Source organism: Paenibacillus harenae DSM 16969 (assembly GCF_000422465.1).
Lineage (GTDB): Bacteria > Bacillota > Bacilli > Paenibacillales > Paenibacillaceae > Pristimantibacillus > Pristimantibacillus harenae.
In genome coordinates this window covers 177,398-189,563 of the sequence record NZ_KE383846.1, presented here as the reverse complement: position 1 = coordinate 189,563, position 12,166 = coordinate 177,398, and the positions used below count along the sequence as shown (strand labels likewise).

Sequence of the window (12,166 nt, the reverse complement as noted above, 5' to 3'; positions counted from 1 at the left end):
AAAGCGTAAAGCGCAAAACATAAAGCGTAAAGCGTGTAAAACGTAAAGTGAAAGCTGCGCCGGAAGGTTATCCGCCTTTCGGCGCGTTTTTTTTGGTTAAGAATTGCGAATAGGAGCTGGCTCCCCTAAAAGGCCGTATTAGTGAGCCAACCTCACTCTATTTATGCCAATCTTTGAGCACGCATGAAACAGTGAGGCAACCTCACTGATTTGTGAGGCAAACCTCACTCTGTTTGCCGTCTCTCTTAGGGCCCGGATGAAACAGTGGGGCAATCCTCACTCGCCATGAGGCTGCCTTCATGGGGAATGAGGTTTGCCTCACTAAATCGAAAAAAACAGCCCGGATCCTACTAAATAATGAGCTTTGGCTCATTAATTAGAGATACAACCTCATTAATTAGAGATACACCCCCATCCACCCATCCACCTCTCCATCCATCCACCTCCATCCATCCCTATCCATATGCGCACGCCTAGTAACCCTTAGTTAGTCGGTAAACTTCAAATAGTTTCTTGGCCCTTCAAACCATCGATAAGCGCTCCGGTTCATAGATGCGTACTGCGACCAACGTGCCCCAACAATTGTTGCTGACAGAATGGAATTAATTTAGTATATTTATATATATTAATATATGAATAGGGAGGCAGCATGAAAAATCATCCCTTGTACAAACAAATTCAAGTCGATATTTTGGGACAAATCAAAGCTGGCAAGCTTCGCCCGGGAGACCGCGTCCCATCGGAGAAAGAATTGGCTGAGCACTACCGGGTCAGCCAGATTACGAGCAAAAATGCGTTAATCGGCCTGGCGGATGAGGGAGTGCTCGTGCGCATCCAAGGGAAAGGGACGTTCGTCCGGCAGTTGAACGAGAGCGGTCACGAGGCCGGGGTGCCGCTCGGAGGAAGAGGCGTGATCGGTCTGATCCTGCCCTGCATGAAAACGAAGGTCGACCAAAAAATACTCGATTCGGTGGAGAAATACGTAACGGCAAGCGGCTACAGCCTGCAGGTTCGGATTACGAGGGAATCGCAGACGGAGGAAAGCGCGGCGATCGAATCGATGGTGGCCTCCGGCGTAAGGGGCCTCATTATTTTCCCGACGGAGAAGGAGCGGTATAACGAAAGTATTTTGCGGCTGTCGCTCGATAAGTTCCCGCATGTGCTGATCGACCGTTTCCTGAAGGAAATCCGCACGTACAGCGTCAGCTCGGATAATGTGAACGGAACGGAGGAGGCGATCGCCCACTTGCTCGACCGCGGCCATGAGCGGATTGCGCTTATTACGCCGGAAATTACGAACACGGCTACGGAGGAGCGGCTCATCGGCTTCGAGAAAGCGTATTTGGCCAGAAAGCTTCCAATCAATAAGGACCTCTGGTGCTTTCTGAAAATCGAGGATATATCGGGCGGCAGCGCCCAGTCTATTATCGAAGCCTTTATGAGCGAGCGTCCGGGCGTCACGGCCGCCTTCATCGTCAATGTTGAGCTGACGAATTATACGTATTACGCGGCGAAGAAGCTGAAAAAATCGGTGCCGGATGAGATGGAGCTTGTCTGCTTCGACAGGCCTGATTTCCAGGATGTTTCGTATTTACAGCAAAATGAGGATGAAATATGCAAGGTGACCGTCGAGCTGCTGCATGCGCAACTGGAAGGAGAATATGAACCGCAGCGTATCGTCATTCCGGTTCAGTTCACGAAGAAATGAGCGTTGGAACAATAAGCGAAAATTTAAAACACCATGATGCTTAGTCGAGCATGATGGTGTTTTTTTATACTGTATTTAATATATAAACATATAACAATATAATTTATAATATTTCTATTAGGTAAAGCGCTTACAGTAATGGTTTCATTTACACTTAACTAGAGGAGGCGTCAATCGCGATGTGCAAAATACCGGCCAAGCATACGAAGGTTAGATGACGGCTGCGGAAGGGGCGAGGGAATACAGCCGAAGCTTCAATTGCTTCTCTGCTAATGCAACAAATACCTATTTAATCTATCGAATCGTTAGCGCGAGGATGTGTACGCATGAAAAAACGCAAACCTAGTTATATCCGCAAGGAATACGCATGGGCCTATCTGTTTGTAGCGGCTCCCGCTCTCGGATTTCTCATCTTCGGCGTTGCGCCGCTGATCTACTCCGTCTGGCTAAGCTTCACTTCCTGGGATTTGGTCTCTCCTCCGGAGTTTGTAGGACTAGACAATTATATCGAGGTGTTCCAGGACGAGAAGGTATACAAATCGCTTTATAATACGGTGTTCATGATGCTCGGCATTCCGGTCGGCATGATCGTTGCGCTTCTGCTGGCCATTATGATGAACCGGCCGCTCAAAGGGATTTCTTTTCTAAGAACGATCTATTACTTGCCGGTCATCTCTCCGATTATTGCGGTGTCGCTGCTGTGGCAGTGGATATTGAATCAGGACTTCGGCCTGCTTAATCAATCGCTGTGGAATTGGTTCGGCATACAAGGGCCGAATTGGCTGGGGAACCCGGACTGGATTAAACCGTCGATGATCCTGATGGGCATCTGGGGCGGCGTCGGAGGCACGATGGTGCTTTATCTTGCGGGGCTTCAATCGATCTCGACGACTTATTACGAGGCGGCCGAGGTGGACGGGGCGAACGCTTTCCAGAAGCTGTGGCTAATTACGATTCCGCTGCTGACGAACATTCATTTCTTCGTTATCGTCATGGGCGTGATCGGCGCATTCCAATCGTTCAGCCAAATCTACGTGCTGGCAGGGGACGGCGGTCCGGAATACAGCGCGGCAACCGTCGTGTTCTATATTTTCGAAAATGCGTTCAAGTACTTTAGCATGGGCTATGCCAGCGCAATCGCGTGGGTTCTCGGCCTTATCATTTTCGTCGTTACGCTGATCCAGTTCCGCTTGTCGAAGCGCTGGGTTTATAACGATTAAGTCTTAGCCGTTACCGTTAGCGAGGGGAGCTTGATTTCAAATGCAACAGAAACGAATAACTAATCTGTGGGTGTCGCTGATTCTGGGCATCGGCTCGATCATCATGCTGGCGCCGTTCGTATGGACGATATCCACTTCCTTGAAAAATCAACGGACCGTATTCGAAATTCCGCCAAAATGGATACCGGACCCGGCCACATTCAAAAATTACGTGACGGCTTGGAACGATTCGCCGCTGCTCAGCGGTTTCATGAACAGCACGATCATCGTCGTCTTCGTGCTTGCGATCGGCTTATTCACATCGACCATGGCAGCCTATGCATTCGCCAAAATCGACTTTCCGTTTAAGGATACGATCTTCCTATGCCTGCTCGGGACGATGATGATTCCTTATTCCGTCGTTATGATTCCGCAATTTATCGGGTTCTCGGCCATTAATTGGGTCGATTCCCTGCTGCCGCTTATCGTGCCCGGACTGTTCGGCAATATCGTTGTCGTCTTCTTCCTGCGGCAGTACCTTGCGGGCGGCCTGCCGACGGAGCTGGTCGAAGCGGCTAAGCTCGACGGCAGCGGCTTCTTCCGCACCTTCTGGACGATTGCGCTGCCGGTAGCGAAGCCGGCGATCGCCGCTCAAGCCGCGCTGAGCTTCATGGGCATATGGAATGATTTTATGGGGCCGCTTATTTACTTGCATACGCCGGAGAAACAAACGATCCAGGTGCTGATCGCATCGATGCAGTCGCAATATATGGGCTCGTCGAACTATCCGGTTATTATGGCAGCTTCCATTATTTCGATGGTTCCGGTTATTCTCGTCTTTTTCTTCTGTCAGCGTTATTTCATAGAGTCGCTTGCGATCAGCGGACTGAAGGGGTAAGCGATGGGGGCGCGCAAACTTGGGTATCTGCGGCTGAATGGGGCATTTACCGCTCTTCTGGCAGCATCGATTATGCTGTCGGTCAGCGCATGTGAAACGGAGCCTGCCGGGAAGGAGGTTATCTTGCTGAAGGAGGATGCGAAGGTGTATACGAATTCGTTCAAGCTGGAGCAGGAATGGGAGGATTACGGGATTGGCGATCCTTTCATCATGCGGCATAACGGCAGATATTATTTATATTGCAGTACGAAGGATTGGCGCCCCGGCATTAAAGCGTGGAGCTCGGACAATCTGGTTGATTGGAGCTATGAAGGGCTGGTGACGGAGGATCCGATTACGACGGGGGCTTATGCCCCGGAAGTATTCTATTGGAACGGAAGCTTCTATTTATATACATCGCCTGCCGGACAGGGGCATTATGTGCTGCAGAGCGACAGCCCGACCGGTCCGTTCACGGTGAAAACAGAGAATCTCGGCAATACGATAGACGGCTCCGTATTTATTGACGATGACGGCAAATGGTACTTCACGAACGCCGGCACTCAGGGGATTGTCGTGCATGAAATGCCCGACCCATTTACGATGGATATCGGGGTAACGACGAATGCGTTTCTCGGTCACTGGACGGAAGGGTCGATGATTTGGAAACGAAACGGCCTCTATTATATGACGTATACGGGCAATCATGTATTCAGCAGCGGCTACCGCGTCAACTATGCGGTTTCAAAGGACGGTCCGTTCGGCGATTATGCGATTCCGGCTAATAATCCGGTCATTATCAACGTAAAGGAAGAGTTCAAGGGTCTGGGCCACAGCTCTACGGTGCTCGGTCCGGATATGGATTCCTACTATATCACGTATCACAATTTGGTCGGCCATTCCGCGGAAGGCCCGCCGGTCCGGGAACTCAATATTGACCGTCTTGCTTTCAATGGCGAGAAGCTTGTTGTATTAGGACCGACTCATGAGCATGGGCAGCCTGCGCCGGTCATGCCGGCCGTATACGGCTGGTTGTCTGATCCTATCGACTCGAAGCTGTGGGAGCAATCCGAAGATAGGGTCCTGAGCACAGAGCCGACAGCGGAGACGTTCATCGCGGAATATAATCTGCGTTACGAAGATTCGATTTCGGCGGACAGCACGGTCAGCGCCGTATTCGCCTACCTTGACGAATCGAATTATTCGGCAGTCCGGCTGCTGCCGGCTTCGGGAAAGCTTGAGCTCATTGCTGTAACAGAAGGCGGGGAAACGGCTGCGGCGGAAGCGGTTCTTCCAGCCGAGTTTGATTATTCGAAGCTGCATACGATACGCATCGAGCAGCGAGGATCATCCGTTCTCGTCTTTTTCGACGGGATGAAGAAGCTGGAAGAGCAGGTGTCCGGCGCATCAAGAAGCGGACGGATCGGTTACGTGGCAACCGGCGCGCGTTCGGTGTTCGAGTATACGGCCTTCGCGAACGATGCGGACGGCAGCAGCGATTTTGAAGCTTATAAGCCATTGCCGGGCGCGGTTGAAGCGGTTCATTATTTGAAGGATGCCGAGCGCGGATTTCATATAAGGCAGCCTGCGGAAGGCGGCAGCGACTATCGTGCGGAAGACGGCGTGCCGATCGGCAGGACGGAGGCCGGCAGCTATTCGGTTGCTCTTCGCACAAGCGGCGATTGGTTGAAGTATAAAGTGAATGCCAGGACGGATGCCGCTTACGGGATCGGATTAACGCTGCGGAAGCCGGAGGAGGACGTCGTGCTGGAGTGGTCGATTGGCGGCGGCAAAGCCGTGAAAACGACAATACGAGCAGACGATCCGGCCTTTGCCGAACAGGAATGGGCAAAGCTTCGCGTCGGAACATTGGACATTCCGGCCGGCTTTCAGGAGCTGAGGGTGATGCTGAAGGATGGAGCAGCCGAGCTGCTTTCCTTTGAGCTGTTCGAAGCTTTGAAGCCGGAGGGAGAATCGGTCCTCTTAGACGAGGAAGCGGTTCAAGCGAAATTCGGTATGTTCAGTCAAAGGGATGACGGCTACACGGGCAGCGGTTTTGATGACGACAGGCTGTTCGCGGGCGATGACCGCTGGAGCGACTATCAGTTCTCGGTCAACGTACGGCTCGATGACGAAGACGATACGGGAGGCCTATTCATACGCGAGACGAATGAATCCTATCATCCCGATCAAGTGAGAGACGCGGCGATGGGGTATTATGTCGGACTATCCGCCTCGCAGTTGACGCTGAGCCGGATGAACTATGATTCTATCTTGCTTGCAAGCGAGTCGCTGGACCTGGAGGCGGGACGCGATTATCCGATCAAGGTTGTCGTACAAGGCGGCCGCATTAGGGTGTTCGCGGATGATGAACAAACGGCGTTAATCGACTATACCGATCCAAATCCGTTTCTGTACGGCAAGGTCGGCATTCAGTCCGAACGGTCAATGATGAGCTTTCATCAAATGACCGTCAAGCCGTTAACTAAACTATACAAATAGCAGAAGAAACAGGACTGGAGTGGGAACATGGCTTATCCATTAAGAAGCGAATATCCTAGACCGCAATTCGAACGCCAATCATGGCTAAGTCTAAACGGCGAGTGGCAATTTGCATACGATGACAAAGACGAAGGAGAAGACGGAAGATGGTACGAGGGCAAGACATTTGACCGTGCCATTCAAGTGCCGTTCTGCTATCAGAGCGAGCTGAGCGGCATACACGAGAAAGAATTTCACGATATCGTATGGTATCGGAAGGACGTCGTCATTCCTGCCGGATTTACCGGCAAAAGAATCATTTTACACTTCGGCGCCGTTGATTACGAGGCAAAAGTATGGGTGAACGGCCGGCTTGCGGCGAGTCATGAAGGCGGGCATACGCCGTTCCAGGCGGATATTACGGCTGCCTTGAACGAATCCGGCCAATCCAATCGTATTGTCGTACGCGCCCAAGACTACAGCAAGGACGTCACGCTTCCTAGGGGAAAGCAGTATTGGAAGGAGCGATCCGAGCAGGTCTTTTATACAAGGACGACTGGTATTTGGCAGCCGGTATGGATCGAAGCGGTTAGCCCGGCGCATATGAGCCGCGTAAGGATGACGCCGGACATTGATACGAATAGAATCGATATACGCGGGTTTTTCCATGGAATAGCACAATATGAGGAGCTTCGCTTAAATATTCGCATAACGTTCGAAGGCGAGCTGATTGCGGAGCATGGTATCCGGGTGACCGCTGCGGAAGAAGAAGTGTCGATTAAACTGCACGACTTCAATGATCACGGACTCGGCCGTTGGTGGTCCCCGGAGAAGCCGAACCTGTACGATGTGGAGTTCACGCTCCGCAGCGGCGAGACCGTGCTTGATCAAGTGACCAGCTATTTCGGCATGAGAAAGATATCGATCGAAGACGGCATAATACGCCTGAATAACCGCCCTTATTATATGAAGCTTATTTTGGACCAGGGTTATTTCCCTGGCGGCGTCCTGACTGCGCCCAGCGATGAGATGCTGCGGAGCGACGTCGAGCTTACGAAACAAATGGGCTTTAACGGGGCGAGAAAACATCAGAAAATCGAGGATCCGCGATACCTGTACTGGTGCGATAAGCTGGGGCTGCTCGTATGGGGAGAAATGGCCAACGCCTATCAGTTCTCGGAGCAATATGTAAGCCGTGTCACGAAGGAGTGGCAGGAGGCGCTTCAACGCGACTATAACCACCCGTGCATCGTGGTGTGGGTTCCTCTGAATGAGAGCTGGGGGGCGCCGAATATTCTGATCGATAAAAGACAGCAGCATCATGCCTCGACGCTTTACTATTTGACGAAATCTCTGGACGCTACGCGGCCGGTTATTTCGAATGACGGCTGGGAACACGTAAAATCCGACATCTACACGGTTCATGATTATGAGTATCGCGAAGAAATACTGGCCGGAAGGTATACGACGCCGGAGCGGGCCGTGAAGAGCGATCCGCAGGGCAGGAAAATTATATTGCCGGGCTTCGCCTATGAAGGGGAGCCGGTTCAAATGTCGGAATTCGGCGGCATCTCTTATATTCGCGACAGCGGGCTTGGCTGGGGTTATTCCTCTGCAAGCGACGACCAGGATTTCCTGAACAGATTAATCGCCGTCATGCGTCCGATATTATCGGCAGGCGGACTTCAGGGCTATTGTTATACGCAGCTTACCGATGTGGAGCAGGAGAAGAACGGGCTGCTCGACTTCAATCGAGTACCGAAGCTTCCGCTTGAGGTATACCGGCAATTAAATGCGGGATTGTCACCGGTTCTATAAATAAAATTGGACAGGGCTGTCCTGCAAGCGCGATAACGCGCTTACGGGACAGCCCTTATTGGTATCGTATATTTAACCGGACCTGTCGAATGAAAGGCCGCACGGAATCCCCTTGTTAGCAGCTAATAACATGTGTAAAAAGTTGCCTGAAACTTGCATCCTAAAACAACGAAAGCCCTACCTCTCTCTCGTCCTTACGGCTCCGATGACCGCGCCAGTGTGAATCAGAAAATACAGACCGAAACATGATTGGGAATTAACGGCAAAAAACTCAAAATCCGAGGAAATCATTGAATCTTACTGGGGGATTTTCTGAGGTTAAATATATCATATCTTTTGTATAATACACTATCCCCGCGAGAATTGCAACAAAGAAATGAAAAACGCATGACTTTACACAATCTGGACACTATAGGAATGGAAAGGGGGAGTGGAAATGCCAGCATGGCTTGAAATCGTTATACGCACCGTGGCGTCGCTGTTTATTCTCTTTGCGTTTACGAAGGTGCTGGGCAAACGACAAATATCGCAGCTATCCTTATTCGAGTATATTACGGGTATTTCGATTGGCAATATCGCGGCTTATGTATCACTTGATGTCGATAACTTATGGTATTTGGGGATTATTTCTTTAGCCGTTTGGGTTAGCGTGTCTGTCGGTATGGAGTTTCTTACCATGAAAAGCAAAAAGATTCGCGATTTCGTTGACGGCAAGGGGACTGTTCTGATTCAGAACGGGCGGTTGTTAAAGAAACAGCTGTATAAGGAACGAATTACGCTGGACGAGCTGCTCGAGCTGCTTCGCAAAAAGGATGTTTTCCGGGTGGCTGACGTTGAATTCGCCGTGATGGAGCCGAGCGGCGAAATTAATGTGCTAAAAAAGAAGCAGTATCAGCCGCTTACGCCTGAAACGCTCGGTTGGGAGCTTGAGAATGAGCATGAGGCTAAAACCGTCATGATGGACGGTGAGTTTTTAGAGGAAACGCTGAGTGAGTCGGGGTACGACAAGCGCTGGCTCGAAAGCGAGCTGAAGCGGAAGAAAATGAATAAAAAGGATGTTCTGCTCGCGCAAATCGACAGTCATGGCAGGCTTTATGCGGAAAACGTTCATGAGCAAGGCCGGAATGTCGGCAGTCAATTAAGGCCGCGCGACCGCGTGGCCCTATTGACCGAGCATTTTGAAGCGGAGCTGCACCGGTTGGGGAGCTTAGCGCGGAATGAACAGGACCGGCAAGTCTATCAGGAGGCGTTGGACCGCTTTCAAAACGGGATCAAACCGCTGCCCGATCAATCGCTCAAATGACGGCTACGTCCATCTGGCAGACCAAAGCTTCATTTCTTTCAAGATACGATGCAGGTCCTCGCCCTTAGGCGTAAGCGTATATTCAACCGTAACGGGCACGGTAGGGAAAACTTTGCGTTCAAGCACGCCCTTCTCTTCAAGATGACGAAGCGTGCTTGTTAACGCCCGCGGACTGACTGCGGGGATAAGGCGTTGGATCTCTCCGAATCTTTTTGTGCCGCAGAACAGCTCCCTCAATACAAGGAAAGCCCATTTCCCGCCGATAACGTCTAACGTTTTTTCGATATTGCAATCAATAACCGCAGGTTTCTTCGGGATGTAATTGTGCGCATTCAATTGGACTGCCTCCTTCATATCATCACTTACCGTTAGTATAGTATATATAGGAAAGATAATAAAATGAAAATATACTCACTGCTTTAAATTTCATATATTTGAAGATTCCGCGCAAAAAAGGCGAGGCAGCCGGAAATGCTGCTTCACCTTTTAGAAATTTAAGAAAACATAAGTTTAGCATTTATAATCCGGCTTATATTTCACCGCGACACGGTTGCGTCTCAAAAGGACACCGAGAAGCATTTCCGATTGATTGCATTTTAGCTATATATAATAGTAGGGATTTTTTATTGATCCATTTGCTCTTCGGATGGACTGTAAATGCCGGGCTGCGTAATCGGCGCAGGCATGATCTTCCCGCCTGCAAAATGGTATTTGACCACCGTATTGAATTGATCGATCCATGGCATAAGCGAACGGCCGCCCCACGCTTCTTTGGCGAATTCGTTAAAGTAATTCATGAGCTCCATATTGGCGGATATGTGTACCTCCTGAACGTTCGGCGCCATCTTCCTCACCTTAAGCGCGACGCTCTGCTTCAGTTCGGCGGAGATATTGTTCATATCATTGACGGAGAAATAAGAGTTGTACGGATGCACAAGCACGCGGCTGTTGCCGGAATACGGAGTGCCGTTATCATGATTGTAGACCCCTTCGTTCGTACCCGTATTGTCTTGCTCCGTCCGCCCGCCCGTACCGCGTGTGCCAACGGCTGACCAATCCAGCATGAGCCCGACGTAGGCGTTCTTATCCGTCAACATGACGATCGCGGCGGAAATGCCGTTCATATCGGACACCTTGCGGGAGATGGCGGAGCTGTATTCAAAGAAGGAGTTATCGTGCTGATTCGGATTATTGGACAATGGACCGTATGACCTGCTGCTAAGCGTCTTCGGATCATTTGCCCGCCGGCTTCCGTAATCGGTATCGCTTTTCTGAGCAAGCTCCTCATAGTTGCAGCCGGCTGCCGCCGTTACAACAACGGCTGACAACAGCAGCGCGGCCATTCGTTTAATCATAAAGAACGGACCCCCATTCATACGATAATGGCTTTAGTTTTTGCCGAGCGGTTTGAAATATACGTTTCCCGCAGGATACATAATTGACCATGGTTTTGGTTAACAATGTAGGGGAGAGGGAAGCTTGTCGAAGGCCGTTCGAGTCCGGTCTTGAACAAGCTGAAAAACGTTGTAACGGTGCGATTTTGACAGCTTTGAGAACAATTTGTGAACTCTCTGTGGAACATTGACAAATAGGGGCTTCAACTTTATATTTAATAAAGTGATTTATGTTACAGGAGTTGTAATAACATCTGTGAAACACGCAGCACGCCGCTTGCCACGTGAAATCAGGCAGCTGCGAAAACGTCAAAAGTGGGGTTGATTATTAATGAAACGGTGGCAATTTTTAAAACGGCTTGCACCGCTAATGGCCATGATGGTATTAGTGCTAGCGGCATGCGGACGGGAAGATTTGTCGACGCTGAATCCCCAGGGGCCTGTAGCGGAAGAGCAATTCGGACTGATGAAGCTGGCGATTTCAATTATGCTGATCGTAATTGTGGTCGTGTTTGCAATTACTATTTATGTAATCATTCGTTTCCGCAGAAGGTCTGGAGACAAAACGATTCCGAAGCAGGTAGAAGGAAATCATAAGCTGGAAATCATCTGGACGGTCATTCCGATCATCATGCTGATTATTCTAGGCGTTCCTACCGTACAATCGGTCTTCAACCTGTCGAAAGATTACAGCAAGGATCCGGAAGCCGTACAGGTTATCGTTACTTCGCACCAGTACTGGTGGGAATTTGAATATCCGGATTACGGTATCAAGACAGCGCAGGAGCTTATCATTCCAACAGGCAAGACGATTTCCGTCAAGGCGAAATCGGCAGACGTGCTTCATTCGTTCTGGATTCCTTCGCTTGCCGGTAAAATCGATACGAATCCTGGAGCGAACGTGAATGCGATGTATTTCTCGGCGCCGAAAGAAGGCGTTTACCTGGGAAAATGCGCGGAACTTTGCGGCCCTTCGCACGGTTTGATGGATTTTAAAGTAAAATCAGTGGACGAGTCTTCATTCGATCGTTGGGTAGCGGCGATCCAAGAGCCAGTTGCGCTCCCGAGCGATCCGGCGGTGGCTGCGGCATTCGAGAGCAAATGTCTTTCCTGCCACGCGGTTGGCGACATGGGCGGACCTGCTTATCCTAACCTGACGGGTATCGGCAGCCGTGAATCTGTCGGAGGTATTCTTGTCAACACCGATGATCCGAAATACGACAACGAGGGTTCTGTTTACGATAACTTGTACCGTTGGATCGAGAATCCGGATGATGTGAAGCCGGGCAACCAAATGGGGAAAATCGATCTGACTGAACAAGAGCTTGACGGCATTGCGAAATACTTATCTGAACTGAAACTCAACTACGAACAATAATTTATCGG

9 protein-coding genes are annotated in these 12,166 nt (G+C 50.3%); 7 read left to right on the top strand and 2 right to left on the bottom strand.

Features of this window, described 5'->3' with window-relative positions:
* The first annotated feature begins 649 nt into the window (after positions 1-649).
* The 6 genes from H581_RS0131355 (at position 650) to H581_RS0131330 (ending at position 9,386) form a co-directional block, all read left to right on the top strand.
* Positions 650-1,708, top strand: a complete 1,059-nt coding sequence (locus H581_RS0131355; RefSeq protein ID WP_029192699.1) for a GntR family transcriptional regulator — start codon at positions 650-652, stop codon at positions 1,706-1,708.
* Positions 1,709-2,034: 326 nt separating this feature from the next.
* Complete coding sequence (locus H581_RS0131350; RefSeq protein ID WP_029192698.1) at positions 2,035-2,928, top strand: carbohydrate ABC transporter permease; 894 nt, start codon at positions 2,035-2,037, stop codon at positions 2,926-2,928.
* Between the two features lie 40 nt (positions 2,929-2,968).
* Complete coding sequence (locus H581_RS0131345) at positions 2,969-3,805, top strand: carbohydrate ABC transporter permease (RefSeq protein ID WP_029192697.1); 837 nt, start codon at positions 2,969-2,971, stop codon at positions 3,803-3,805.
* 3 nt (positions 3,806-3,808) lie between these two features.
* Positions 3,809-6,286: a family 43 glycosylhydrolase gene (locus H581_RS0131340; RefSeq protein WP_051251505.1), complete on the top strand. Its 2,478-nt coding sequence runs from the start codon at positions 3,809-3,811 to the stop codon at positions 6,284-6,286.
* Between the two features lie 27 nt (positions 6,287-6,313).
* The gene (locus tag H581_RS0131335) at positions 6,314-8,083 is read left to right on the top strand and encodes a glycoside hydrolase family 2 protein (protein ID WP_029192695.1); all 1,770 of its coding nucleotides are present in this window, start codon (positions 6,314-6,316) and stop codon (positions 8,081-8,083) included.
* Positions 8,084-8,519: 436 nt separating this feature from the next.
* Positions 8,520-9,386 carry a DUF421 domain-containing protein gene (locus H581_RS0131330; RefSeq protein ID WP_029192694.1) on the top strand — a complete coding sequence of 289 codons (867 nt, stop codon included), beginning with the start codon at positions 8,520-8,522 and terminating at the stop codon, positions 9,384-9,386.
* Between the two features lie 3 nt (positions 9,387-9,389).
* Here the strand turns inward: H581_RS0131330 and H581_RS0131325 are convergent, their stop codons facing one another.
* Both H581_RS0131325 and H581_RS36030 read right to left on the bottom strand, forming a co-directional pair.
* The gene (locus H581_RS0131325) at positions 9,390-9,740 is read right to left on the bottom strand and encodes a winged helix-turn-helix transcriptional regulator (protein WP_036720706.1); all 351 of its coding nucleotides are present in this window, start codon (positions 9,738-9,740) and stop codon (positions 9,390-9,392) included.
* A gap of 269 nt (positions 9,741-10,009) precedes the next feature.
* The gene (locus tag H581_RS36030; RefSeq protein ID WP_051251504.1) at positions 10,010-10,741 is read right to left on the bottom strand and encodes a hypothetical protein; all 732 of its coding nucleotides are present in this window, start codon (positions 10,739-10,741) and stop codon (positions 10,010-10,012) included.
* A 370-nt stretch (positions 10,742-11,111) separates the two neighbouring features.
* Between H581_RS36030 and coxB the strand changes: the two genes are divergently transcribed.
* Positions 11,112-12,158 (top strand): cytochrome c oxidase subunit II, encoded by a 1,047-nt coding sequence (gene coxB, locus H581_RS0131315; protein ID WP_029192692.1) that lies wholly within the window; start codon positions 11,112-11,114, stop codon positions 12,156-12,158.
* The last annotated feature ends 8 nt before the right edge of the window (positions 12,159-12,166 follow it).

Coding starts and splice junctions, on each gene's coding strand:
- H581_RS0131355 (WP_029192699.1), top strand. CDS start 650: ATGAAAAATCATCCCTTGTACAAACAAATTCAAGTCGATATTTTGGGA.
- H581_RS0131350 (WP_029192698.1), top strand. CDS start 2,035: ATGAAAAAACGCAAACCTAGTTATATCCGCAAGGAATACGCATGGGCC.
- H581_RS0131345 (WP_029192697.1), top strand. CDS start 2,969: ATGCAACAGAAACGAATAACTAATCTGTGGGTGTCGCTGATTCTGGGC.
- H581_RS0131340 (WP_051251505.1), top strand. CDS start 3,809: ATGGGGGCGCGCAAACTTGGGTATCTGCGGCTGAATGGGGCATTTACC.
- H581_RS0131335 (WP_029192695.1), top strand. CDS start 6,314: ATGGCTTATCCATTAAGAAGCGAATATCCTAGACCGCAATTCGAACGC.
- H581_RS0131330 (WP_029192694.1), top strand. CDS start 8,520: ATGCCAGCATGGCTTGAAATCGTTATACGCACCGTGGCGTCGCTGTTT.
- H581_RS0131325 (WP_036720706.1), bottom strand. CDS start 9,740: ATGAAGGAGGCAGTCCAATTGAATGCGCACAATTACATCCCGAAGAAA.
- H581_RS36030 (WP_051251504.1), bottom strand. CDS start 10,741: ATGATTAAACGAATGGCCGCGCTGCTGTTGTCAGCCGTTGTTGTAACG.
- coxB (WP_029192692.1), top strand. CDS start 11,112: ATGAAACGGTGGCAATTTTTAAAACGGCTTGCACCGCTAATGGCCATG.